This window comes from Stenotrophomonas sp. GD03794, assembly GCF_029842145.1.
Taxonomy (GTDB): Bacteria; Pseudomonadota; Gammaproteobacteria; order Xanthomonadales; family Xanthomonadaceae; genus Stenotrophomonas; species Stenotrophomonas riyadhensis.
Window position 1 is genome coordinate 48,623 of record NZ_JAOCFV010000008.1, and the last position, 22,257, is coordinate 70,879.

A 22,257-nucleotide genomic window follows, 5' to 3' on the forward strand; every position below is an offset into this window, starting at 1 on the left:
GGGTCAGTCCTTCGGGGTAACGCGGGCCTTGGCCCGGTTGAAGGCGTTGCGCACCTCGGTGGGCAGGTTGGACGCGCCGCCGTAGTCCTTCAGCAGTTCCTGCCGCTTCGCCTGGTAGGCCTGGGGGTGTTCCAGCTCGTTGGCCACGTCGATCCAGTTCACGGCCTTGTCGTCGAGCTTCTGGCCTCCCAGCAGGCCGTCGTCGTCCTCGCCGTGGGTGGTCAGGTTCAGCAGGGCGCTGGCGGCGTAGCGCTTGCCGTAGCTCACGCTGGACCCGACCGACTGCACGCCGTTCTTGGAACCGCTGGTGTCCGCCGGCAGGTGGATCTCGGTCTCCTCGCTGTGGCCACCCTTGTGGGCCAGGACGCCGGTCACTTCGACCATCTGGTCACGGGTCTTGGTGCGGAACGACAGGGCGAAGCCGAACTCCTGCAGCACCGGCTTGATCGCGGCGTTGATGTCTTCCCACAGCGCGTAGGTGCTCTGCACGTTGCCCGAGCGGTCCTTGATCGCGCCGCGTTCCTTGATCGACGGCAGGCGCGGTTGCATCGCTGCCAGGGCGGCGGTGTAGGCCGATGCCGCCTCGCGGTCCAGCATGCGCTCGTGCATCTGCAGCAGCCGCTCCATCTTGTCGATATCGGCGTTCGGGTCCGTGGCCACGCGCTCGATGACGGCCAGCATCGAGGCCGGGGCGGTGGGGTCTGCGGCCGGTGCCGCGGCGATAGCGAGTTCGCTCATGGGATTTTTCTCAACATGAAATGAGGTGCCCGGCTTTCGGAGCCGCCTCCGGGCAGGCGGGTGCGTGGTGTGGATCAGTCGCGGCTTTCGGGACTTATCGTCAGACGCCACTTGATTGCCTCGGGGCTGAATGCGCCTGCTGCCAGGCCCTCCGCGATCTGCTTGATCAGAGGCGAGTTCTTCTTCGTGAGCTGGGCAACCATCTGCTCCTTGAGCGCCGCCTGCAGCGTGCCGATCTGCTCCTCGATAGCTGCGCGCGCGGCTTTGCGAATGGCGTCCCCGATGGCCCAGTCAAGCCAGGTCTTATGGGATGAGTGGTGGTAGTTGCTCGGCTTTCCTTCGCCGTCCACCTGTGTTGAGAGGATCGTGCTGATCGCCTTTTCCAGAACGTTTGCACTGCCGCCCAGGGCCTGCGCAATGGCGGCCGTGATGTTGGCCTGGATGATCGGCTGGATAACGTCCTGTGGAATCTGGAAAGTGGGTGCTGACATGGAAATTCCTTGTTCTCGGGGAAAGGTGCCGGCTTTGTGGAAGGTCTGGCCGGCGCAGGCACCCGCAGGGGGGGCGGGCGGGGGGATTTCGTTACGCGGCCAGGTCGGCCTGCTGCGCGGCGGCGCTCGGCGGGGTGAGGGTCAGACGCACCTCACCGCGGCGCCAGGCGGAGATCAGCTCGGCGTCTTCGTCCTCGTCCAGCAGCACCGAGACGGTGAAGCCCATGGCCACGCTGCCGCCTTCGAGCGGCTTCCAGGTGATCTTTTTCACCTTGGCGTCGGCGAAGAACACCGCTTCGATGTGGTCCATCAGGGAGCCGATCGACAGCTCGTAGCCTTCGAACTTGCCGGTGATGTCCTGCTCGCCCAGCAGCGGCAGGTTGAGCGCCACCAGGTCGGTGCTGCCTTCCATCGGCAGCGACTGCTGCTGGCCCTTTTCGGCCTTCTTCCAGAACGCGCGCACGATGTTCGGGTCGATCGTGTCGAGGATCGTGTTCTGGGCGTTCAGGGTGAACTTCAGGTCAGCGGCGGCGGCATCGTCTTCGCCGTGCTTTTCCTTCCGCAGGTTCAGATGCGAGAACACCGCATCGTGTTGATCGAGTTGGAACATCGGTGGTGCCTCTCGTAGGAGCCGGCCGCGCCGGCGGGAAGGGGGAGCAGTCAGCCGCGCACGCTGCTCGTGGCAACCCAGCGCGGCGGGCTTGCATCGCGGTCGGCGTGTGCCTGCACGATCTCGGCGATGCGCAGCGGAACGACCGCGGCGGCGACCAGGGCGAGCACGGCCCAGGCGATGCGAAGGCGCTTACTCATCGGTGCTTTCCTCCACGCAGAGGCCGGAGATCGCCTCGCGGTTGTTCATCTCGATATCGGCGTTGCCCAGCAGCAGGCCGGTGCAGTCGGTGGCCACAAGGTCGGCGATGCGCGCGGGCGGGGTGATTGGCGGCAGACCGCCGAACTGCTCGGCAAAGGCCGCATCCAGTCGCTCGAAGTGCTTCATGCGAACACCGCCTGCGCCGTGACGGTCGCCAGCACACCGAGGCAGAAGAAGAAGGCGTAGAACGCCAGATGGCGCAGCGCGTAGCGGTGGGCGGCGGTCATGCGGCACGCTCCTTCGTACGCTGCAGTTGGCCGAATTCCACTCCCTCGCGATACAGCTTCACGCTGCGGTCGGTCTTGTAGGGGCAGGCGACGTCAATGCCATTCCGCCCGACGAGGGACCCAAGGCGGAATGCGGTCACCGTCCGGCCGCCGCGTCGAATCTCGGCGCGCAAATCCTCCAGCACATCGACAGGGGCGCTCATGGCTGGTCCTTTGCGGTGGTGATCTGGATGCGGCGCAAAGCAGCGGCGATTTCATCGCTTACCGCTTCGTCGTTTCGCGCGAACTTCTGGTCGCCTGTATCCAGCTGGCGCAAGTAGCGGCCAGCGTTGGTCATGGGCTCCGGCGCTCCTGACAGGAGGTAGCTGAAGACTGAGAACGAGAAAGGATTGAAGTCGTCGCTCATGCCGCCACCTGCATGGCCTTCAAGGCGCGGTCGGTGTCGTTGGCGCACATCTGCGCCCGGGCCAGCATGTCGGCCTCCAGCAGGCCGCTGCAGGGGCGCATGGCACGCGTGCGGTACAGGTCGTAGTTGTGCCGGCGGTCGGCCGCGCGGCGCTCGCTCATGGCCCAGCCGAAGCGGCCCTTGCGGTACTTCGCCACCAGCAGCAGCGGGTCGATCAGGCCGTCGGCAATCTCGCCCTCGCCGCCGCAGCGGCCGCAGGCCACGCCGTACTCGCATTGCGGATCGCCACTGGCGCTGTCGTTGCGGACGTGTTCGCCGGTGCCGTCACAGTCCGGGCAGGCGATGAAGTCATTGGCCGGGTGCAGCGGCAGGCCCCGTTCCTCGCGGCAATTGTCCTGGCAGCGCAGGTGCGACCGCAGGCCCAGGTAGCCGGACCGCGTGGTGTTCCTTGGCAGGTTCTCGAACATCTGGGCCTCCGACGTTCCAGCGGGGTGCTGGCGGGTCGGAGCCTAGTATGCCTATAGGAATTGGCTGGTCAATGCCTATAGGAATAAAATTTTGCAGCAGCCGACGAACGGTAGGTGCCGGTTCATCGGAAACAGCGTGGCTTAGCGGTCGCGGACTTGCTTCAGGATGTTGCCGATAGTGGGACGATCCCGATCAGCTTCCGGGCTCGTTGCGGCTTGGCCAGAGGCAGGTGCAACAAGTGCCCGAAGGAGGGCGTTCGTCTCGTCCTGCTTTTGAACCAGCTGAGCTAGTAGCCGCCGGATGGCAAGAACAGCGAAAGGCACGAAGAGCCAGACAATGGCCATGATCAAGAACAGCACCTGGAGAATCAGGTTCCCCGGTCCAAGAATCGAATCCATGCTTCCTCCATGGCCGGCGACTGGCCGGCCTAAGCCCATCATGCCACCCAGGTGCAGGTGGCGCCCCTGATCAGCCCAACCTCCACGAACGGGACCCCGTCGTGTACCGCCTGTTCCGCTCGCAGGAGGGTCGCGATAAGACCTTCCAGCTCCTCATCAGGTAAGCACTCCAAGACACCATAGACGTGCATGGTTTCCTGCCGCACCAGCCACCCGAGCTGATATAGGGTCTGGAGGTCGATGATCCTGCGGAGCATCGCATCCCGCCTCGTGGCTGACTCTTTGCGCCTCTCTTCGGGCCGCCGCATCTCATCGGCGATCAACGCTGCAAGCTCGTCACGAAGCAACGGATTCATGTTTCCTCCACCGTCATCATTATTCCCGCCAGAAGCGCTTGCACGGTCTGTGGCGTGCTCGCGGCCAGTTCCGGATCGTGGGCATAGAGGGTGGCTACCATCCGAGCCTTTAGGCGGGCAGGAATTGTCCGTCCGCTTTGCTCTGCTGCCGCCTCAACCGTTTCGATCAGGGAGGCCAGCTTCGCAGGCTCCAATCCCACAGCCTGAGACGGTCGGCTGGGGCCGTCTGCTTCCAGGTCACGCCAGACCAGATCGTCCATGGAAACGCCGAAATGACGTGCCAGCCCTGCAACTGTGGCGTAGCCAGGCATCTTGGTTGTGCCGTTGATGATCTTGCTAATTGCCGGCTGCCCGACGCCAGCGGCTGTACTGGCGCGGCCCTGGCTGCCCTGTGCCTGAGACGTGGTCAGGTGACGCAGATTCTTGATGAGAAAGTCCATGCGGGAAGGTTCGCGTCTACCGTTCGTCAGGTCGAATGCCTATAGGCATTGAATTTGCTTGACCGGAACATTCCTATAGGCATACTTGGCGCATGAACCCATCCGCCGCCATCGAGCTTCTGAGGGACGCCGGCATGACCGAACAGGCCATTGGGGCCAAGGTCGGTGCCGGGCAGTCGACCATCAACAAGATTAGACGCGGCCAGATGCAGCCCACCTACGAGGTGGGGCGTGCACTGGTCGAGTTGGCTGTCGCGGCTCGCCGCAGACAGGCGCGACGTAGGCAGATTCCGAGCTGACATGAGCGGTCAACGCCCCGCGCTCGGGAAGGGCAGCACTTCCCCCAGCGCCGTCCCTGGCGCTCGGCGGGGCTGGCGCAGACACCGCACCACATCCCGGCCTTTGACCCTCCTGATCGCGTACGACCTCCCCGCCATGTGCACCAGCCTGACCACATTCGGTGCCCACAGCAGCCTTGCTTCCTTTTTCGCTCGCTTCTCCATGCCGCGCATCTTGCGCCGGCGTCGTAACGCAAACCACGTTCACCGAGACCGCCCATGAACATCACAGACGCCGCACACAAGACCGTGAAGGACTACCCCGGTGGTAGTGAAGCGCTGGCCGTCCGCATCGGCATGTCCGCCGCAGTGTTGCGCAACAAGGTCAACCCGAACAACAACACGCATCACCTGACCCTGGCCGAAGCCAGCGAGATCATGGGCGTGACCGGTGACGACCGCATCCTCCACGCGATGGCCGCTGAGCACGGCTACACCCTCCAGAAGATGCAGGCGGACGGCATGGCGTCGGTGATGGGCGCCATGCTGGAGAACGCTGCCAAGCAGGGCGCGTTCGCCCAGGCGCTGCAGGAGGCTCTGTCAGACGGACTGATCAGCGAGAACGAGATGAAGGCCATCAGCAGCGCCGGCACTGCGCAGGTGGAGGCGATGATCAACCTGCTGGCACGCCTGCGGGCCGTGACCGGCCAGCGTGGGGTAGGGGCATGACCACCAACTTCGACCAGGCCCGCGAAGAGCGCATCCAGATGCTCGCCGCCCTTATGCGAGTGGCGATGGTTGCTGGGGAGAGGGAAGAGGCTACCCGCCTCCATTCCGAGTTCAAGGCGGCCGTGCTGGCCCGTTCTACCGAGCAGGTGCGTTCCATGGAGAAGCGTATGGGGGTGTCCCATGCGTGAGTACGGACAGATCCAGTGCGCGTTCTGGCAGAGCCAGGACGCACAGGAGTGGAGCGACGCCGGCAAGCTGCTGGCCGCCTACCTGATGACCGGCCCCCACTCGAACGGGCTGGGTTGCTACCGCTGCCCCGACGGCTACGTGATGGCCGACCTCGGGTGGTCTCTGGAAAGGGTTTCGGAAGGGTTTGCCGAACTGTCTCGAAACGGTTTCGCATACCGTTTCGAAGGGGTTGTTTTTCTGCCCGGATTCCTGCGCTGGAACAAGGTCGCCAACGGCAACGTGGCGGCAGCGCGCATGGCGGAGTTCGAGGCGCTTCCAAAAGGGGAAGCAAAGGCCCGCGTTGCCGGCGCAATCCTGAAGTACGTCAAGCACTTGGGTAACGACTACCGAACCGTTCTCCAAACGGTTGCAGAAACGGTTTCTGAAACGGTTCCCCCAACTGTTACCCAAACAGAACCCAACCCAACCCAACCCAGAGAGAACCCAAACCAAACCACTTGCGCTGCGCCGGCCGAGCCGGCTCCGGCTGCTGACCTGCTTCCACCGGAGCCTGCTTCGCCAGTGGCCGTCAGCTTCCTGCTGAACGACGGCAAGGACTTCGAAATCACCGAGGCCCAGGTCCGTGAGTTCGCCGAGCTGTACCCGGCCATCGACGTGATGCAGACCCTGCGGGCGATCAAGGCCTGGACGATCTCCAACCCGAAGAACCGGAAAACCCGTAGCGGTGCAATGCGGTTCGTGAATTCCTGGCTGAGCCGCGCGCAGAACCAAGCGCCGACGCGGCCGGGTGCTGCGGCGGCACCGCAGAAGGGCGCACTGCCGAGGCTCAGCGCATGACGACCGTCGAAGCCAACCATCGCGCCGCCATCCACCAGGTCGAGCGCCAAGTGCTGCACACGGCAATGTGCCGTCCGTCCAGCATCGCCGACATGCCGCTGCAGCCGGGTCACTTCGGCAACGAGGCGCACGGCCAGCTGTGGGAGCTGATCCGCAGCATGGACGCAGGCGGAAAGCCGGTGGACGCGGTGACGATCTCCGACGTAGCCGATCGCATGGGTAGCCCGCGACTGAGCGAGCTGGCGATGCTGATCGGCGTCGACCGCGATCTGTACCCCAGCAGCCAGCCGGCCTATCAAGCGTCCATCCTGCTGGCCGCGTGGCGTGACCGTGAGGCCTTGGCGATCGCACGGGAGCTGCAGGAAGGCGCGCAGGCTCGGCAGGAGGACGCGGTGGACGCCGCGATCCAGCGGCTGATGACCCTGCACACCGCCGACCGCAGCTACGAACACACCTCGCAGTCGGCGCTCGATGCTGCTGTGGCTCAGGCCATGGAAGCGCAGCGCAACGGCGGCAAGCTGATCGGCGTCTCCACTGGCATCTTCGACCTCGACGAGGCGCTGGGCGGCTTCCACGACAGCGACCTGATCATCGTGGGTGCCCGTCCGGCGATGGGAAAGACCGGCTTCCTGCTCGGCGCCACTGCCGCCGGCGCGAAGGGTGGGGCGGTGGGCCTGATCTCTGGCGAGCAACCCGCCGACCAGGTCGGCCTGCGCTGGCTGGCGGCTGGCTCCGGCGTCAACGTCGGCCGCCTGCGTGCTGGCAAGTTCCGCCACGACGATGTCGGCTCGCTGCTGCACGCCGCCGAGCAGTATGGCGCGCTCCCGGTGCGCATCCACGATCGGCCATCGCCGGACATCACCGAGGTGGTGCGCGAGGCCCGCCGGTGGAAGCACCAGCTGGGCATCCGCGCGCTCTACGTCGATTACCTGCAGCGCATCGAGATTGCATCGATGTCGCGCGCACCGAAGCACCAGCAGGTGGGCAGCATCACCCGCAGCCTGAAGAACCTCGCGCGCGACCTGCGGATTCCGGTGGTGGCCTTGGCCCAGGTGAACCGCGAGGCCGACGGAGAGCGGCCGCAGATGAAGCACCTGGCCGACAGCTCGGAGATCGAAAAGGAAGCCGACCAGATCATGATGCTGTGGCGCGACCTGTCCAACCCGCAGGCCGAACGCACCGCGGCAGAAATCAACGTGGTGAAGAACCGGCACGGGAACATCGGCGTGGTGCCGGTGACGTGGCATGGCGGATCGACGTCCTACGTCAACCGCAGCGCTGCCGACGAGCTGGGGGAAGTCGCATGACCCTGACCGCTGCAGCGAAGAAGATTCGCGCCAAGCGCGCGCGCCGGCCGATCTACCTGGTCGTGGCCAAGCTGATCGACCCGAACACGGGCGAGCTGGTCGGCGCCCTTGTGCCGGCCAATGCGGTCGACCAGCGGCTGCTGCGCGATCGCAAGTTCCGCGTGGGCCGGGAGATCCGCGGCGAGCTGAAGCAGCCGCGCGAGGAATGGCAGCACCGGCTGATCCACAAGATCGGGCATCTGATGGTCGACAACGTCGAAGGCTGGGAGCAGCTGGACGCGCACGATGCGATCAAGCGCCTGCAGCTGGACGCCGGCGTGTGCTGCGAGACGGTGGAAATGGACGCCACGCCGGTCATTGCTGCGGTGCTGGACGCCTGCGAGGCGCTGCTGGGTGCGGGCGCCCGCAAGGTGCTGGCCGGCGTGCTTCCGGAGATCCGCACGATTCCGGTCAAGCGTGCCGAAAGCCTGTCATTCGACGAGATGGAACAGGCCCGGTTCCAGGAACTGTTCGACGGCCTGACCGAGTACATCGGCAGCCACTACGCCCACGTGATGCTCGACGACGTGCGCGCCGAGTTCTGGAACATGGCCGGCTCGAACAGGAGGGTCGCGTAATGGACGCCATCGAGAAGCGGGCGCGGAAGTTGCTGGACACCGAGCTGCGAAAGCTTGGTCTGCACGAGGACGCCTATCACGTTGGCTGCGGTGCTGACCTCGACAGAAACGACCAGGCCGCGATCAACGCCATAGCCGCCGCCCTCACGCCACCCGAGGGCTTCGTTCTGGTTCCGGTGGATCTAGAACAAGGCCTAAGAATGTGGCAGGCGGGCATCAAGGCGAGGAATACAGGCGGCACAGTCGAGGCTATCTACGCGGCCATGATCGCCGCTCGCCCGGAGGTGACGCCGTGACCCGTGTCGGTTTTATCCCGCATCGTCAGTGCATGGTCGCCAGCGGCGAGTGCTTTATGCAGGGGCGATGCCTGCAGAAGTGCAACCCGTCCACTCTGCATGGCCTGAGCGCCGAGCAGCTGCTGATCATGGCTGCGCAGGCGCAACGGAAGGCAGTGGGCCAATCCTCACGCATTGCGGCCGTGATCGACCAGATGGTGCAGGACGTCCGTGGGGGTGCCCGATGAAGCGCGGCCGCTCTACCGGCAAGCCGACCGTGTCCCAGCAGCAGCGGATGGATGCCATCACTGAAATCGGCTGCATCGTGGCCCATAGCCTGGGCGTCGACTTGGGCGACAGGCCCATCCCCGCCGAGGTGCATCACCTGACGGTCGGAGGCAAGCATGGTGCCAAGCGCCGTGGCCACGATTTCACCATCGGCCTGAACCCATGGTCGCATCGCGGCGAGCCGTTCGGCGGGATGTCCGCTGCCCGATGCGAGGAACTGTTCGGACCGTCCTACGCCCGGCAGCCGCGCAAGTTCCGCCAGGAGATCGGCAGCGACGACTACCTGCTGGATCTGCAGAACACCCTGATCGAGAAGCACATGAAGGAGAGCCGCCAATGGCGAGCCGCTTGATTATCAGCATCGACCCAGGCCTGACCGGCGCCATCGCGGCGCTGGTGGACGGTGCGCCTGGCCCGGTGATTGATATGCCGTTGCAGACAGTGGGCGAGAGCCAGGAAGTGGACGCCCGGGCGATTGCGCTGTTTATCCGTGCCTCGCGCGATATGAACCCAGGTGCGGCCGTGTCTGGCGTCATCGAGCGGGTTCGTGCCATGCCCCCGAAGCGCGGTCCTGACGGAAAGGAAGAGCGGAAGGCGGGACCGCAGTCGTCGTTCAACTTCGGCGACCACTACGGCAAAGCCAAGGCGGTGTTCGAGTTGCTGGGCGTCCCGTACCTGCGAGCCGAGCCAGCGAGCTGGAAGCGCTGGTTCGGACTGACCAACCAGGGAAAGGACGCGGCTCGTCTGCTGGCGATCCAACGGTTCCCATCCGCCGCAGACCAGCTGACGAGGAAGAAGGACAACGGCCGCGCTGATGCGCTGCTGATCGGCCTGTATGGCGACAGTCAACTCAGGGGCGGCGCATGACCACGGCCGAGGCGCGCACGCGAAAGCGATACAACGCCTACCTGCGCCGGCATGGCGTGTGCGCGGTTTGCACCATGCGCGAGCGCGGCAGCAGCCCGGCGCACTGCCAGCGCCGGCCGGATCGGCAGGGCGGCTGCGACACCGACGGCCTGCTGCCGGTGTTCCGATTTGACGAGAACGTGCTGAAGGGGATGCGCGATGCGAAATGAAGATGAACTGATCGCTGAGCTGCGACTCTGGGGCAATGCCCACGTGAACCGCTTCGCGCTAAGCCGTGCCGACCGGAGCTATCACGTCCTGGACAAGGCGCGGGACCTAGCGCCCGGCACCACTGAAAACGCGATGCGTGATCTTGTGGGCCGGGACGGCTCAGAGCGCCGCAGCTTCATGGCCGAGCGGAGCGGGGTGCCTGGCATGGGCATGCTCCCGGCTTGGGCTGTTGATCCCGTTCGCTCGACAAACGATGCCGATCACCCTCACGACAACCCGGAGATAGCCGTCGACCTGGGAATCCCCGATGAGCTGCGGTGGATCGACAGAGCAGTTGCGGCCATGCACAGGCAGAGCCCGCTGAGGGCGATCATCCTGCGGGTCGAGTACACCAGCGCGGTGAGCAGGGGCATCAAGGCCCGTATGGCTTGCGAGCAGTTCGAGAAGGAAATGGCCCGTAGGTTGGGGATCGAGCCTATTGAGGCCCCGGACGACGAGCCGCCCGCCCTGTCTGTTCGGCAGTACCGACACGAACTGGCCAGAGCGCTGGACCTGCTCCGGGGAATGAGGTGGGCGATTGCCGCTTGACAGTGACGGCACCAAATGGTTGAATTCTGCAACTGTCAAGAATTGTCCCTGAAGCCCCGGCCCCGTGTCGGGGCTTCTGCGTTTCCGGGACTGCTTTTCCTGCGGGCGTGGGCCAGTGGTCTAAGCCGCCGGGCTCATAACCCGGAAGCCCCCGGTTCGAATCCGGGCCCCGCAACCACCTATGCCCGTCAGCCCACACCGGACCAACCATCGCGAGCCTGCCGGGCTGCGGTGACGGGCGCCCTTTCGCCGGAGATTGACCCATGGCACAGATCACCCCCAAGGAGGCTGGCGGCCAGAACGTCGTGGCGTTCTTGGACATGCTGGCCTGGTCCGAAGGCACCGACAACGGCCGGCAGCTCACGAAGAGGAACGGCTACGACGTCTTGGTGGGCGGTGGCCTGTTTACCGACCTCGGCAAGCATCCGGAGAAGCTGGTGCGGCTGAACTCCACGCTCAGCTCCACCGCAGCCGGCCGGTACCAGTTCCTGAAACGGACCTGGGCCACCCTGCAGGCACGGCTGAAGCTGCCCGATTTCGGCCCCCTGAGCCAGGACAAGGCGTGCATCGAGCTGATCCGCGGCCGCCGCGCGCTGGATGCGGTCAAGGGTGGCCAGTTCGACCGCGCCGTGGCGCTGTGCTCCAAGGAATGGGCGAGCCTGCCAGGTGCTGGTTACGGCCAGCATGAGCAGAGCCTGGAGAAGCTGCGACAGATCTACCGGAAGGCCGGCGGCGCCGTGGGTGAGGCCGCATGACCATGGAAGTCCAGCCGAGCCAAGACGGCAGCACCCGGATATCGTTCGGGCCCTTCGCCAAGGTGATCTTCACCGCGTTCACAAGCCTGGTGGCGGCTGGTGGCGTGTGGCTGGTCAGCTCCATGCAGGCGGTTCTTACCCAGCAGCAGGTCACCAACCAACAGATGGCGACCATGCAGCAGCAGCTTCAGGCGTTCAACACCCAGCTGGCCGACGTGCCGGCCGTGAAGCTCGAGCTGGCCAAGCAGGCCGTGCAGGTCGAGCAGAACAAGCAGGACATCCGCGAGCTGAAGCAGCTCAGGGGGCTGAAGTGAAGAACGTGAAACTCACCAGCGACCGGCACCACTTCTGGCGGTTCTGGTCGGTCCGCCTGTCGCTGCTGGCCGGCATCATCAGTGCCACCGCGCTTGGCATCATCGGCGCCTATATGCTGCTGCCGGCGGACTGGCTGCCTGTGGTGCACGACGGGTTCAAGCAGACCGTGGCCTACAGCGCCCTGGCATCGACCGGCGTCACCTCGTTCCTGGCTGCGGTGTCCCGCATCTTCGTGCAGCCCAAGCTGAGCAACGGCGATGCTGATCCCTGACCCGCTGCGGCCCTATGTGGGCCTGATCCGCGTGGGGCTGTGGGTTGCCGCGGTGGGCGCCGTCCTGCTGATAGGTGCCCGGCTCGGGTCGGACTATCGAAGCAAGAAAGACCAGGCCCTGATCGCCGCCGCCGAGAAGCAGCGCGACCTGGCCAAGGCCAGCTCCGACGAGAACCAGCGTGCGGCGAACGCCTGTGGCCAGCTGCTGCAGCAGGTGAACCGGCAGACCCAGTTGGCCATTGATGAAGCCGCCCGGCAGCAGCAGGCAGCCAAGGAGGCCGCCCGTCAGGCCGAAGCGGCAGCAGCCCAGAGCCAGCGTCGCGCCACCCAGGCCGAGCAGGCCCTGCAGGCGGCCAAGACCCAGCCGGGATGCCGGCAGCAGTTGGAGCAGAACCTATGCGACGCCATTCCGTTGCTGTGATCCTGGCCGCGGCCCTGCCGCTGTGCGGGTTCGGCAGCTGCAGCAAGGCCCAGAAGCCGGAGATCCCGCAGACCGTGTACGTCACCGTCGAGCGCACCGTGGCCGTGCCGGCGCCGCTGACCGCCCGCTGCCCGGTGAAGCGCGCAGTCGCCCGAACCATCGAGAGCGTGGTGTCGGCCTACAACGCCAACGTGCTGAGCCTGGAGCAGTGCAACAGCCAGCTGGGCGCCATCGAGAAGCTGGCTCCGGCCAACGAACAGAAGCAGGTGAAGCCGTGATCCTTGACCGATTCAACCCGCGTGTGTGGTTGCGCAACTGGCTGCTGAAGCCCACGGCAGCGGAAGCATCGATCGGTCAGGAGCTTCCCAACCGCGTGACCCTGACGGCAGAGCGCTTTGCGGTGGTGAACACCCATGCACAGGGTCAGCCGGTCGCTCATCCATTCGAATGCGCAGATGCCCAAGTGTCCTTGGGCATGGCGCTGGCCGAGAAGATCGACAAGGCCATCGGCCAGTGGGCGGATCGTGAGCAACGACCAGGTGGTGTTCTCTATGGCCGCTGCCCCGAGGCGTCATGGAAACTGATGAACGACGGCAGCCTCAAGATCCAAGGCATGGGGCCGAATGAGGGGCCGACTAGTGAGCCTGTCTGAGCGCTTGCGCCGCATTGAACTGCGGCAGGAAGAACAGAGCCGAGCAACAGCTCTGCTCGAAGAGAAGGTCGATGCCCTGCTGTCAGCGCTGGCAGCTGAGGGCGAGGAAGAGCAGGAAGAGCCAGCCCGCAGCCTGGACGGTGAGCTGGTGCCAGGCGAGCGCGACCAGTCGCAGAGTCTCGGCTGATGCCTGGGTTTCCGAACCGCCACCGCCCAATGCCGCAACTGGCGCCGGTGCATGTGGCTCAGTCCGCGCCTGAGAACTATGGCAAAGGACGCGGAGGTCGGCCATGGCGTCGCAAGCGCGATGCTGTGATGGCGCGTGACATGTACCTGTGCCAGCTGTGTCGCGCTGCTGGTCGCATCCGCCAGGCAGAAGAGGTCGACCACGTTGTGCCGCAGGCAGAAGGCGGCACGGATGCGTTGGACAACCTGCAGGCGATCTGCTGCGAATGCCATGGCACGAAGACCAAGGCAGAGGCAGCACGAGGCGCGAATCGTTCTCATCCATACCTCTCGAAGCGATGAATGCGAGCGATTCGCATCGCATACCCCGGGGGGAGGGGAAAAAGTTCGAAGCGTTCCCCTCGGACACCGGCCGCTCAGCCGTTTTTTTGCACCGTCAATTCAGAAAATTCAGTTTTTGAGGCCCGTCTATGTCCCGCCCCCGCAAGCCGACAGCGCTGAAGGTGGTGGCCGGCACCGACCGGCCTGACCGCGAAGCGCCCCCCGTCGCCGAGCTACCCCTGGTGTCCGATGTGCCACCGGCACCGGACTGGATGCCCAACGCACACGCACGTAAGGAATGGGAGCGCTTAGCCCCAATCCTCCACGCAAACAAGCTCCTGACCGAGGCCGGCCTGTCGGCGCTCGGCCAGCTCTGCGCTCTTCATGGAAAGACCGTCCAGCTGTACGCCGCCGGCGAGGCGCCGGTTGCATCGATGGTTGCCCAGCTGCGTGGACTGATGAACGACTTCGGCCTGACGCCAGTGGCGCAGGGAAAGGTGAAACCGAATGGCGACACGGAAAAGCCGGGCAACGCGTTCGCCGCGCTCGGAAAGCCCCGCGCCGCCGGAAAATGACTACGTCGATGTCGCGATCGGGTATGCGAAGGCGGCTGCGGCAGATAGGGGAGGGAGGTTCGGCCGGCTGATCAAGCTGGCGGCGAAACGGTTCCTGGACGATCTGAAGCGCGCAAAGAAGAAGGGTGCGCCGTTCTCCTTCTCGCGCGATCACGCCAATCACGCCTGCAGCTGGATCGAACTGCTGCCCCACGTGGAAGGTAAGTGGGAGACGCCGGAGATCCGGCTTCACCCGTCGCACGTCTGGTTCGTGGTTCAGCTGTTCGGGTTCCGCAAGCCCGATGGAACCCGCCGCTTCACGTCCGCACTGTTCGCGGTCGCGCGCAAGAACGCGAAGTCGACGCTGTCGGCCGCCATCCTGCTCTACTGCGAATGCTGTGAAGAGGAAGAGGGTGCGCAGGTCATCTCCGCGGCTACCACTGGCAGCCAGGCGCGCATCATCTTCAACGTGGCCAAGCGAATGGCCGAGAAGAAGGCCGATCTGCGGGAGGCGTACGGGCTGGAGTGCTGGGCCAACGCGATCGGCCGGGTCGAGACCGGCGCGACGTTCAAGCCGATCAACGCCAAGGCATCGACTCAGGACGGTCTGAACCCGTCCCACGTTGGTCTCGACGAGATCCATGCGCACAAGACCCCCGATCTGCTGAACGTGTTGCAGTCGGCGGCCGGTGCGCGCCGGAATCCTCTGTGGTTGTTCACGACCACAGAGGGGTACGCGAATCCTGGTCCATGGTCAGAGATTCGGCAGTTCGCTACACAGCTTCTGGAGGGGGTGTTCGGCGAAGCCGCCGACCACTTCCTGGCTATCTTCTTCGCAGTGGACAAGGACGACGGAGACTTCGACGAGAAGGCCTGGCACAAGGCCAACCCGTTGATGGACGTAAACCCCCACCTTCTCGCGGCAATCAGAAAGGAATCAATCGAGGCGAAGGCAATGCCTTCGAAGCTCGCTGAGTTTCAGATCAAGCGGCTGAACCGGCCTGCTGCAGCGGCCAACGGCTTCATCCTGCTGCCAAAGTGGAACGCCTGCCATGGCGTAGTCGATCTGGAGGCGCTGAAGGACGTTCCATGCTGGGGTGGGCTTGACCTGGCCAGCACGCGCGACCTTGCATCGCTGCGGTTGGTCTGGCGCTTGGACGACAAGATCATCACTTGGGGCCGCCGCTGGGTGCCTGAGTCGGCAGTGGCGCAGCGCACCGAGCGCGGAACGGTCCCGTATGCGGGCTGGGTCGCGGCCGGGTTGCTGGAGCAGACCGAGGGCGAGGTCACTGACTACGCGGTGATTGAGCAGGCGGTTCTGGGCGTACACGAGCGGTTCAACCTGCAATCGCTCGCGTTCGATCGCTGGAATGCGACCGAGATGGTCAGCCGCTTGGTAGCGGCAGAGGTTCCGCTGGTTGAGTTCATCCAGGGCACGAAGTCCTACCACCCAGCGATGGTGGAGCTGGAGCGCGCCTATATCGGAAAGCGGCTGGTGCACGACGGTGACCCTGTGCTTGCCTGGTGCGCGGCCAACCTGGTCGCTCGCAAAGACGTGAACTTGAACATGGCGCCGGACAAGCGCCGGTCCGCCGACAAGATCGACGACATCACCGCGCTGCTGATGGCCATTGGCATCAGCATTCCGGTGGCCGAAGAGAAGAGCAACAAGAAACTCGTCCTCATGACCCTGGGTGGAACTGAATGAACACCGAGAATCGCGCCTACAGCGTGTTGGAGGTCAAGTCCTACGACGACGACCAGCAGATCATCACCGGCTGGGCGACCACGCCGGAACCCGACCGCTATGGCGACGTCGTCGAACCGCTGGGCGCCAAGTTCGCCGCCGAGCTGCCACTGCTGTGGCAGCACCGCCACGACAGCCCGGTGGGCATCGTGAAGTTCGGCAAGCCAACGGCCAAGGGCATCCCGTTCACGGCCAGCGTGGCAAAGATCGCAACGCCCGGCGCGCTGAAGGATCTGTGCGACCTGGCTTGGCAGTCGGTGAAGGAGAAGCTGGTGCGCGGCGTGTCGATCGGCTTCCGCGCGCTGGAGTACAGCTACATGGAAGGCGGCGGTATCCGGTTCACCGAGACCGAGATCTACGAGCTTTCCCTGGTCACTATCCCGGCCAACGCCGCGGCGACCATTCAGACGATCAAGGCTATGGACACAGCCGGCGGCCGCCGCTCGGCGAACTACGGCGTCCCCCTCATCCAGCGCCAAGCGGCCAAGGTAGAACGACCGGCTGGCGGCGCGGTGAAGTTGCTGCACTGAAGCACCGGGCCTGACGGCCCTGCGGGGTGGAACCCGCTTCCCATCATCTGCAGGCACTGCCCGGCGTGGAACCCGGGCCGAACGGCTGCGCCTACGAAAGAGACCCCAAAAATGAACATCGCAGAACAGCTGGAGAAGCTCCGCGCCACCCGCATCGAGCTGGAGAAGAAGCTGAATACCGTCGTCGAGAAGTCGATGGGTGAAGGCCGGTCCATGAACACCGGTGAGCAGGAAGAGTTCGACTCGATCAAGGATCAGATCAAGACCCTGGATGGCGACATCGAGCGCTTCGAGGACCTGCTGGCGATTCAGGCGCGCTCGGCGGCCCCAGTTGCGCCGATCGCCGCCGACGATGCAGGCCGTCAGGCCGGCGCGGTGACCCACCAGCGAGGCGCAGTCCAGGTCCGATCGTCCGAGCGGCTGGAGCCGGGCATCATGTTTGCCCGCCATGCCATGTGCGTCTTCTCGGCGCGCGGCAACATGCGTGAAGCGTCGTACATCGCCAAGGAGCGTTTCGGCGCAGAGAGCGCGATTGCCAAAGCACTTGCCTTCTGCGGCTCGCAGAAGATGGAGTCCATCCTCCAGGCGAACGTTACCAAGGCAGCCGTGGACGCTGCCACCACGACTGACGCGACCTGGGCGGCCCCACTGGTGGCCTACAACCAGTACACCGCAGACTTCGTGGAGTTCCTGCGCCCCCGGACTATCGTCGGCCGCTTCGGCCAGGGCGGCATCCCGTCGCTGCGCCGCATTCCGTTCAACGTGCACATCCGCGGCGCGACCTCGGGCGGCACCGGCTACTGGGTGGGCCAGGGCAAGCCGAAGCCGGTAACCGCGTTCGGCTTCAACGACGTCTACCACGGCTGGTTCAAGGTCGCTGGCATCACGGTGGCGACCGACGAGCTGATCCGCTTCAGCGATCCGGCGGCGGAAACCCTGTTCCGCGACATGCTGGTCGACGCTCTGGTCGAGCGCATGGACACCGACTTCATCGATCCGGCTTTTGCCGGCGTGGCGAACGTCGCTCCGGCGTCGATCACCAACGGCGTGACTGCCATCCCGTCGTCGGGCAACACGGCTGCGGATATCCGTGCCGACCTGAACGCTCTGTGGGCAGCCTCCGATGAGGCGAACCACGTGTTCACCACGCCGGTGTACATCATGCGTGCCTCCACCGCGCGTGCAGCCTCGTCCCTGGTCAACCAGCTCAGCCAGAAGGAGTTCCCGGACCTGACCCCGCAGGGTGGTTCGATCGATGGCGTTCCGGTGATCGTGTCCAACTACGTGCCGGCCGATTCGAACGGCAGCTACGTTGTGCTGGTGGATGCCAACAACATCTACCTGTCCGATGACGGCCAGGCCACGGTCGACTTCAGCACCGAAGCGTCCATTCAGATGATGGACAACCCGACGAACGCCAGCGACCCGGCCACGCCGGCCCAGCTGGTCTCGATGTTCCAGACCGACAGCACGGCGATCCGCGCGCACCGTTTCATCAACTGGTCGCGCCGCCGCCAGACTGCGGTCGCGGTCCTGTCGGGCGTGAACTGGGGCAACTGACCGGAGCAGGGGAGGGCCGCGTGGCCCTCCCCGATTTCAGGAGATCTATCGATGAAAACAACCGTCATCTACCGAGGTGAGGCAGTCGAAGTTCCTTCTTTCCATGCTGAGCGTCTGGTCCGGAACGGGGTAGCGAAACTGCCGAAGGTGAAGGCGCCGAGCAGCACTCCGGGCGCGCCTGGCGCTGAGCCTCCTGCGACCGCCGCCGAAACGGCAGCGGACGATGGGACCGCGCAGGAACCGAAGGCTGGCCGCCGTTACAACCGCCGGGACATGAAGGCACAGGACTGACATGCGCATTTTCGGGATGGAAGTTACGCTGGCGAAGAAGGCACTGACTCCAGTCCCGAAGCGCGGCGGCTGGCGAGCGCTGATCCGAGAGCCGTTCGCTGGTGCGTGGCAGAGGGACATGGAGGAAGAGCACGGGACGGTGCTCTGCTACCCCACGCTCTACGCCTGTCTCAACCGCATCTCTTCCGACATCGGCAAGCTGCCGTTCGTGCTGAAGTCAGAGGACGCGAACGGGATCTGGCGGGTCGAGAAGAACAACACCGCCTACTGGCCCGTGCTGCGCAAGCCGAACAACTACCAGATCGCGCAGCAGTTCCGCGCCGCCTGGATGCTTTCGAAGTTGATCCAGGGCAACACCTACGTGCTGAAAGGCCGCGATGAGCGTCGCGTGGTCAACCGTCTGTGGGTGCTGGATCCGTTCAGCGTGCAGCCGCTGGTATCCGACAGCGGCGAGGTCTTCTACCAACTCAACTACAGCACTGGATCGAACCTGCTGCCGGAGAACTACCCGGGCAGTCAGCTGATCGTTCCGGCCAGCGAGATCATCCACGACCGGATGAACTGCTTCCATCACCAGCTGATCGGCGTGCCGCCTCTGTGCGCGGCCCACTGGCCGGCCGTGAAGAACCTGAAGATTCTGAAGGACTCGACCACTTTCTTCTCCAACGGCGCCAACCCTGGCGGCATCCTGACGGCGCCGGCGGGCATGTCCGACGAGGACGCTCAGGCTGTGAAGGACTATTGGAACAGCAGCTTCCAGGGGTCCAACGCGGGCAAGGTCGCCGTGGTCGGCGCGGACATGAAGTTCACCCCGTTTGCGTTCAAGTCGGCCGACAACCAGTTGGTCGAACAGATGCGCTATTCGGACGAGCAGATCTGTCAGCCATTCGGCATCCCGCCCTTCAAGATCGGCATCGGCTCGATCCCTGCGGGTATGAAGGTCGACGACATCAACCAGCTGTACTACTCGGATGCGCTGCAGGCGCACATCGAGGGTATCGAAGAGCTTCTGGACGAGGGCTTGGGTATCTCCCGCCCGATGGGCGTCGAGCTTGATCTGGAGCCGCTGCTGCGCATGGACGTGGGCAAGCAGGCGGACGTGCACGCCAAGCTGACCGGTGGCGGCATCGAGACGCAGAACGAAGCCCGACTTGCGTTTAACCTTCCGCCGCTGGAGGGGGGCGACACCGTCTACATGCAGCTGCAGGACATTCCGCTCGACCAGGTCCGGCAGAACAAGATCACGGCCGAACCCGAGGCCGCACCGGTGGCGCCGTCCGCCGAGGCCGACGACACGCCGCCTGACGACAGCGACGAACTGCGCGCGCTGCAGCAGGAGAATTTCATGATGAAGGCCATCCACGCCGCGCGAGCTGAGGTATTCCGCAATGACTGACCCCATCGACTTCGGCAAGGAGATCGGCGGCCTGATCCGGGAGGCGATCGCGCCGGTGAAGCGTGAGCTGGAAGAGCTGCGCGAGCGGGCTCCGGAGAAAGGCGACCCCGGCCAGGACGCCGAGCCGGTTGAAGTGGATGCGCTGGCCGACCTGGTCGTGGCCAAGCTTCTGGAATCTCCGCGCCTGCAGACGTTGGTCGACCTGGCCACCGCCGATGCCGTCTCCAAGCATTTCGAATCCAACCCAGTTCAGCACGGCCGCGATGCAGACCCCGCGGTGATTGAGGCAACGGTGAAGGCCGCTGTCGACGCACTGCCGGTGCCGAAGGATGGCCGGGACGCGGATCCGGTCACCGAACAGCAGTTGGCTGCGGCGGTGGGAAAGCACCTGGCCGAGAACCCGCCGCAGGCCGGTGCCGACGGTGTCGGCCTGGCCGGCGCCATGATCGATCGCGCCGGCGAGCTGGTGATCACCACCACGAAGGGCGAGACGATCAGGCTGGGCAAGGTCGTCGGTGAGGATGGCCGGGACGGCCTCAGCTTCGACACAGCCTCGGGTGACTATGACGCCGAGCGTGGCTTCGTCATCACACTGGGGGCCGGCGACCGCCGAAAGGAGTTCGTGCTGCCCTACATGGTGCACCGCGGCTTCTGGCGGGAAGGCCTGGGCGTGAAGGCGGGCGAATCCATCACCCACGACGGCGCCCTGTGGATCGCCAAGCGGAGCAATGCGTCGAAGCCCTGTCTGGAGAACGACCAGGACTGGGCGCTGGGCGCACGCAAGGGACGCGACGGCAAGGACGGCAAGAGCGTGCGCGTTCCGGCCGAGCCGGTGCAGCTGGGTGGCAGCCATGCGTGAGTTCGTCACCCCGGCGGACGCCCGCGAGCAGATGCGCATCGACAGTGACGCCGATGACCGCTGGCTGGCGATCTGGATTCCGGCCGTGTCCGAGTCTGTGGCAGCGTGGCTGAAGCAGGAGTGGCGCCTGTACGTGCTGCAGCGCGACTCTGATGGGGAACTGGTCCGTGACAGCGCAGGCCGGCCTGTGCCGGCCGAGGACAGCAGTGGTGAGCCGATCCTGCACCCTTCGGTGATCGCCGCGACGTTGCTGGAGCTGGCCTCCCAGTACCGCTTCCGCGAGGGCGAGGGCGACAACGTGGTGCCGGCCGATGCTGGCCACGGCTATGTGCTGTCGAAGGCCGCCACCGCACAGCTCGCGCCGCTGCGGCGCACGACGGTGGCCTGATGAGCAACGTTGCCAGTGGAATCCTGCGGCACCGGGTGCTGATCCAGCAGCAGGTGACGACCAAGGACAGCGATGGTGTCGAGCAGACGGCGTGGGTCGACGTGGCCACCGTATGGGCGTCTGTCGAGCCGCTGTCCGCCCGAGAGTTCATCCAGTCCGGGCAGACGCAATCGGCGGTCACGGCACGCATCACCATGCGCTACCGCGACGGTCTGCTGCCGTCGATGCGCCTGGTCCATCGCGGCGAGATCTTCAACATTGCCGGCCTGCTGCCGGACAAGGCATCGGGACTGGAGTACATCACCATTCCCGTCGCGGCCGGGGTCAACGACGGCCAATGATCGAGATCGACCTTCTTGGACCAGGCCCGAGCGCATCGGCCAGCCTGGCCGAGCGGCTGCGCGGGCGCCGCGTCGGCGTGGTCGCCAATGCCTTCGAGCTGGCGCCGTGGGCGGAATTCCTGGCGGCCAGCGATCGGCAGTGGTGGGACAAGTATCCGCAGGCCCGAGAGTTCGCCGGCGCACGCTACAGCAGCCACCGGATTGGCGGGGTGCTGCAGCTGCCCGGCGCGCTGACCAACTGGAACAGCGGGGTACTGGCGCTGTCGGTGGCCGCCCATCTGGGCGCGACGCTGGTTCGTCTGCACGGATTCGACATGCATGGCAGCCACTTCTTCGGGCCGTACGCCAACGGCCTGACCAACACGGCGCCGCATCGCCGTGAGATCCACAAGCAGCAGTTCGCCCAGTGGGCGAGCCAGAACCCCCACGTCCGGGTCGTGAACTGCACGGCCGGCTCAGCTCTCAGGTGCTTCGAATTCGATGAACAGATTGCCGCTTAGCTCGGTGCGAGGTCGCATCCGCGCATACATCGAGAGCCATGCTGGCGCCCTGGGCGATGACGTGCTGGAGGTCGGCAGTCGCATCCATGACCCTGCTGCATGGTGGTGCACGAACCGTGACCTGGCTACTGGCCGGTGGACCGGCATCGACATGCAGGCGGGCGAGGGCGTCGACCAGGTGGCCGACATCCACGACCTGCCGCCGGAATGGGCCGGGCGTTTCAGCGGAATCGTGTGCTCGGAGGTGCTGGAGCACGTGGCCCGGCCGTGGCTGGCGCTGCCGGAGCTTCGCCGGGTGCTGCAGCCCGGTGGCCTGCTGGTGATCACCACGCTGTTCGCGTTCCCGGAGCACGGCTATCCCGACGACTACTACCGCTACAGCCAGAGCGGACTGCGGCTGCTGCTGGCCGATGCTGGCTTCAGCGACATCGCGACCGAGTACGCCGGCGAGGTGCCGATCGAACTGAACGACCATGGCGAGCGTGGCGTGGCCCGCCGGCGCCTGCCGATGCACACCTTCTCGGTGGCGCGGTGCTGACGCTGCTCACAGCCACCGGTGCCCGGCCGTCCGCTTGGGCGCTGTGTGAGCG

The 22,257-nt window shown here is 65.3% G+C and carries 41 protein-coding genes and 1 tRNA gene; 31 read left to right on the plus strand and 11 right to left on the minus strand.

Features of this window, described 5'->3' with window-relative positions:
• Window positions 1-3 precede the first annotated feature (3 nt).
• From N5D91_RS06755 to N5D91_RS06805, 11 genes are all read right to left on the minus strand, one after another.
• Entirely contained in the window at window positions 4-738 is a 735-nt protein-coding gene (locus N5D91_RS06755; RefSeq protein ID WP_180853717.1) for an ERF family protein, read from the minus strand.
• A gap of 74 nt (window positions 739-812) precedes the next feature.
• Complete coding sequence (locus tag N5D91_RS06760) at window positions 813-1,229, minus strand: hypothetical protein (protein WP_123958937.1); 417 nt, start codon at window positions 1,227-1,229, stop codon at window positions 813-815.
• 91 nt (window positions 1,230-1,320) lie between these two features.
• Complete coding sequence (locus N5D91_RS06765) at window positions 1,321-1,839, minus strand: hypothetical protein (RefSeq protein ID WP_180853714.1); 519 nt, start codon at window positions 1,837-1,839, stop codon at window positions 1,321-1,323.
• 50 nt (window positions 1,840-1,889) lie between these two features.
• On the minus strand, window positions 1,890-2,039 hold the full coding sequence (locus tag N5D91_RS06770; protein ID WP_180853713.1) for a hypothetical protein: 150 nt from the start codon (window positions 2,037-2,039) through the stop codon (window positions 1,890-1,892).
• Complete coding sequence (locus N5D91_RS06775) at window positions 2,032-2,226, minus strand: hypothetical protein (RefSeq protein WP_180853712.1); 195 nt, start codon at window positions 2,224-2,226, stop codon at window positions 2,032-2,034. The genes N5D91_RS06770 and N5D91_RS06775 overlap by 8 nt, the downstream gene beginning before the upstream one ends.
• Window positions 2,227-2,323: 97 nt before the next feature.
• The gene (locus N5D91_RS06780; protein ID WP_180853711.1) at window positions 2,324-2,530 is read right to left on the minus strand and encodes a hypothetical protein; all 207 of its coding nucleotides are present in this window, start codon (window positions 2,528-2,530) and stop codon (window positions 2,324-2,326) included.
• Window positions 2,527-2,733 carry a hypothetical protein gene (locus tag N5D91_RS06785; RefSeq protein ID WP_180853710.1) on the minus strand — a complete coding sequence of 69 codons (207 nt, stop codon included), beginning with the start codon at window positions 2,731-2,733 and terminating at the stop codon, window positions 2,527-2,529. The genes N5D91_RS06780 and N5D91_RS06785 overlap by 4 nt, the downstream gene beginning before the upstream one ends.
• Window positions 2,730-3,200, minus strand: a complete 471-nt coding sequence (locus tag N5D91_RS06790; protein ID WP_180853709.1) for a hypothetical protein — start codon at window positions 3,198-3,200, stop codon at window positions 2,730-2,732. The genes N5D91_RS06785 and N5D91_RS06790 overlap by 4 nt, the downstream gene beginning before the upstream one ends.
• Before the next feature lie 141 nt (window positions 3,201-3,341).
• A complete protein-coding gene (locus tag N5D91_RS06795) occupies window positions 3,342-3,599 on the minus strand; it encodes a hypothetical protein (RefSeq protein ID WP_180853708.1) in 258 nt (85 codons plus the stop codon).
• 38 nt (window positions 3,600-3,637) lie between these two features.
• The gene (locus tag N5D91_RS06800) at window positions 3,638-3,955 is read right to left on the minus strand and encodes a hypothetical protein (RefSeq protein ID WP_180853707.1); all 318 of its coding nucleotides are present in this window, start codon (window positions 3,953-3,955) and stop codon (window positions 3,638-3,640) included.
• Window positions 3,952-4,395, minus strand: coding sequence for a helix-turn-helix transcriptional regulator (locus N5D91_RS06805; protein ID WP_180853706.1), 444 nt, complete (start codon window positions 4,393-4,395; stop codon window positions 3,952-3,954). The genes N5D91_RS06800 and N5D91_RS06805 overlap by 4 nt, the downstream gene beginning before the upstream one ends.
• 92 nt (window positions 4,396-4,487) lie before the next feature.
• On the opposite strand from N5D91_RS06805, the gene N5D91_RS06810 reads away from it, so the two are divergent.
• From N5D91_RS06810 to N5D91_RS06960, 31 genes are all read left to right on the plus strand, one after another.
• Window positions 4,488-4,694 carry a helix-turn-helix transcriptional regulator gene (locus N5D91_RS06810; RefSeq protein WP_180853705.1) on the plus strand — a complete coding sequence of 69 codons (207 nt, stop codon included), beginning with the start codon at window positions 4,488-4,490 and terminating at the stop codon, window positions 4,692-4,694.
• Window positions 4,695-4,952: 258 nt separating this feature from the next.
• The gene (locus tag N5D91_RS06815; RefSeq protein WP_180853704.1) at window positions 4,953-5,402 is read left to right on the plus strand and encodes a phage regulatory CII family protein; all 450 of its coding nucleotides are present in this window, start codon (window positions 4,953-4,955) and stop codon (window positions 5,400-5,402) included.
• Complete coding sequence (locus N5D91_RS06820) at window positions 5,399-5,590, plus strand: hypothetical protein (RefSeq protein WP_180853703.1); 192 nt, start codon at window positions 5,399-5,401, stop codon at window positions 5,588-5,590. Before N5D91_RS06815 ends, N5D91_RS06820 begins: the two co-directional genes overlap by 4 nt.
• Entirely contained in the window at window positions 5,583-6,428 is an 846-nt protein-coding gene (locus N5D91_RS06825; RefSeq protein WP_180853702.1) for a hypothetical protein, read from the plus strand. Before N5D91_RS06820 ends, N5D91_RS06825 begins: the two co-directional genes overlap by 8 nt.
• On the plus strand, window positions 6,425-7,735 hold the full coding sequence (locus tag N5D91_RS06830; protein WP_180853701.1) for a DnaB-like helicase C-terminal domain-containing protein: 1,311 nt from the start codon (window positions 6,425-6,427) through the stop codon (window positions 7,733-7,735). Before N5D91_RS06825 ends, N5D91_RS06830 begins: the two co-directional genes overlap by 4 nt.
• Window positions 7,732-8,352, plus strand: coding sequence for a hypothetical protein (locus tag N5D91_RS06835; protein WP_180853700.1), 621 nt, complete (start codon window positions 7,732-7,734; stop codon window positions 8,350-8,352). The genes N5D91_RS06830 and N5D91_RS06835 overlap by 4 nt, the downstream gene beginning before the upstream one ends.
• Window positions 8,352-8,648, plus strand: coding sequence for a hypothetical protein (locus N5D91_RS06840; protein ID WP_180853699.1), 297 nt, complete (start codon window positions 8,352-8,354; stop codon window positions 8,646-8,648). Before N5D91_RS06835 ends, N5D91_RS06840 begins: the two co-directional genes overlap by 1 nt.
• Entirely contained in the window at window positions 8,645-8,875 is a 231-nt protein-coding gene (locus tag N5D91_RS06845; RefSeq protein ID WP_180853698.1) for a hypothetical protein, read from the plus strand. Before N5D91_RS06840 ends, N5D91_RS06845 begins: the two co-directional genes overlap by 4 nt.
• On the plus strand, window positions 8,872-9,267 hold the full coding sequence (locus N5D91_RS06850) for a Ref family recombination enhancement nuclease (protein WP_180853697.1): 396 nt from the start codon (window positions 8,872-8,874) through the stop codon (window positions 9,265-9,267). The genes N5D91_RS06845 and N5D91_RS06850 overlap by 4 nt, the downstream gene beginning before the upstream one ends.
• Window positions 9,252-9,782: a hypothetical protein gene (locus N5D91_RS06855; protein WP_180853696.1), complete on the plus strand. Its 531-nt coding sequence runs from the start codon at window positions 9,252-9,254 to the stop codon at window positions 9,780-9,782. Before N5D91_RS06850 ends, N5D91_RS06855 begins: the two co-directional genes overlap by 16 nt.
• A complete protein-coding gene (locus N5D91_RS06860; protein WP_180853695.1) occupies window positions 9,779-9,991 on the plus strand; it encodes a hypothetical protein in 213 nt (70 codons plus the stop codon). Before N5D91_RS06855 ends, N5D91_RS06860 begins: the two co-directional genes overlap by 4 nt.
• Complete coding sequence (locus tag N5D91_RS06865; RefSeq protein WP_180853694.1) at window positions 9,981-10,580, plus strand: hypothetical protein; 600 nt, start codon at window positions 9,981-9,983, stop codon at window positions 10,578-10,580. The genes N5D91_RS06860 and N5D91_RS06865 overlap by 11 nt, the downstream gene beginning before the upstream one ends.
• Before the next feature lie 100 nt (window positions 10,581-10,680).
• A tRNA-Met gene (locus tag N5D91_RS06870) sits at window positions 10,681-10,758 on the plus strand.
• 85 nt (window positions 10,759-10,843) lie between these two features.
• Window positions 10,844-11,335, plus strand: a complete 492-nt coding sequence (locus N5D91_RS06875) for a glycoside hydrolase family 104 protein (protein WP_180853693.1) — start codon at window positions 10,844-10,846, stop codon at window positions 11,333-11,335.
• Window positions 11,332-11,649 (plus strand): hypothetical protein, encoded by a 318-nt coding sequence (locus tag N5D91_RS06880; RefSeq protein WP_180853692.1) that lies wholly within the window; start codon window positions 11,332-11,334, stop codon window positions 11,647-11,649. The genes N5D91_RS06875 and N5D91_RS06880 overlap by 4 nt, the downstream gene beginning before the upstream one ends.
• Before the next feature lie 5 nt (window positions 11,650-11,654).
• Window positions 11,655-11,921 (plus strand): hypothetical protein, encoded by a 267-nt coding sequence (locus tag N5D91_RS06885; RefSeq protein WP_180853691.1) that lies wholly within the window; start codon window positions 11,655-11,657, stop codon window positions 11,919-11,921.
• Window positions 11,908-12,342, plus strand: a complete 435-nt coding sequence (locus N5D91_RS06890) for a hypothetical protein (protein WP_180853690.1) — start codon at window positions 11,908-11,910, stop codon at window positions 12,340-12,342. Before N5D91_RS06885 ends, N5D91_RS06890 begins: the two co-directional genes overlap by 14 nt.
• The gene (locus N5D91_RS06895; protein ID WP_180853689.1) at window positions 12,318-12,620 is read left to right on the plus strand and encodes a hypothetical protein; all 303 of its coding nucleotides are present in this window, start codon (window positions 12,318-12,320) and stop codon (window positions 12,618-12,620) included. Before N5D91_RS06890 ends, N5D91_RS06895 begins: the two co-directional genes overlap by 25 nt.
• Entirely contained in the window at window positions 12,617-12,994 is a 378-nt protein-coding gene (locus tag N5D91_RS06900) for a hypothetical protein (protein WP_180853688.1), read from the plus strand. Before N5D91_RS06895 ends, N5D91_RS06900 begins: the two co-directional genes overlap by 4 nt.
• Window positions 12,981-13,181, plus strand: a complete 201-nt coding sequence (locus tag N5D91_RS06905) for a hypothetical protein (protein WP_180853687.1) — start codon at window positions 12,981-12,983, stop codon at window positions 13,179-13,181. Before N5D91_RS06900 ends, N5D91_RS06905 begins: the two co-directional genes overlap by 14 nt.
• A gap of 469 nt (window positions 13,182-13,650) precedes the next feature.
• Window positions 13,651-14,076 carry a hypothetical protein gene (locus N5D91_RS06910; RefSeq protein WP_180853685.1) on the plus strand — a complete coding sequence of 142 codons (426 nt, stop codon included), beginning with the start codon at window positions 13,651-13,653 and terminating at the stop codon, window positions 14,074-14,076.
• A complete protein-coding gene (locus N5D91_RS06915) occupies window positions 14,009-15,763 on the plus strand; it encodes a terminase TerL endonuclease subunit (protein WP_180853684.1) in 1,755 nt (584 codons plus the stop codon). The genes N5D91_RS06910 and N5D91_RS06915 overlap by 68 nt, the downstream gene beginning before the upstream one ends.
• Window positions 15,760-16,332 carry an HK97 family phage prohead protease gene (locus N5D91_RS06920; RefSeq protein WP_180853683.1) on the plus strand — a complete coding sequence of 191 codons (573 nt, stop codon included), beginning with the start codon at window positions 15,760-15,762 and terminating at the stop codon, window positions 16,330-16,332. Before N5D91_RS06915 ends, N5D91_RS06920 begins: the two co-directional genes overlap by 4 nt.
• 111 nt (window positions 16,333-16,443) lie before the next feature.
• Complete coding sequence (locus N5D91_RS06925) at window positions 16,444-17,892, plus strand: phage major capsid protein (RefSeq protein ID WP_180853682.1); 1,449 nt, start codon at window positions 16,444-16,446, stop codon at window positions 17,890-17,892.
• Between the two features lie 51 nt (window positions 17,893-17,943).
• Window positions 17,944-18,183: a hypothetical protein gene (locus tag N5D91_RS06930; RefSeq protein WP_180853681.1), complete on the plus strand. Its 240-nt coding sequence runs from the start codon at window positions 17,944-17,946 to the stop codon at window positions 18,181-18,183.
• Between the two features lies 1 nt (window position 18,184).
• Window positions 18,185-19,579, plus strand: coding sequence for a phage portal protein (locus N5D91_RS06935; RefSeq protein WP_180853680.1), 1,395 nt, complete (start codon window positions 18,185-18,187; stop codon window positions 19,577-19,579).
• A complete protein-coding gene (locus N5D91_RS06940; RefSeq protein ID WP_180853679.1) occupies window positions 19,572-20,438 on the plus strand; it encodes a hypothetical protein in 867 nt (288 codons plus the stop codon). Before N5D91_RS06935 ends, N5D91_RS06940 begins: the two co-directional genes overlap by 8 nt.
• Window positions 20,431-20,826 carry a phage head-tail connector protein gene (locus tag N5D91_RS06945; RefSeq protein ID WP_088497105.1) on the plus strand — a complete coding sequence of 132 codons (396 nt, stop codon included), beginning with the start codon at window positions 20,431-20,433 and terminating at the stop codon, window positions 20,824-20,826. Before N5D91_RS06940 ends, N5D91_RS06945 begins: the two co-directional genes overlap by 8 nt.
• Window positions 20,826-21,167, plus strand: a complete 342-nt coding sequence (locus N5D91_RS06950; RefSeq protein ID WP_180853678.1) for a phage head closure protein — start codon at window positions 20,826-20,828, stop codon at window positions 21,165-21,167. Before N5D91_RS06945 ends, N5D91_RS06950 begins: the two co-directional genes overlap by 1 nt.
• Window positions 21,164-21,667, plus strand: coding sequence for a hypothetical protein (locus tag N5D91_RS06955; RefSeq protein ID WP_180853677.1), 504 nt, complete (start codon window positions 21,164-21,166; stop codon window positions 21,665-21,667). The genes N5D91_RS06950 and N5D91_RS06955 overlap by 4 nt, the downstream gene beginning before the upstream one ends.
• Entirely contained in the window at window positions 21,648-22,205 is a 558-nt protein-coding gene (locus tag N5D91_RS06960; protein ID WP_180853676.1) for a methyltransferase domain-containing protein, read from the plus strand. The genes N5D91_RS06955 and N5D91_RS06960 overlap by 20 nt, the downstream gene beginning before the upstream one ends.
• Window positions 22,206-22,257 lie beyond the last annotated feature (52 nt).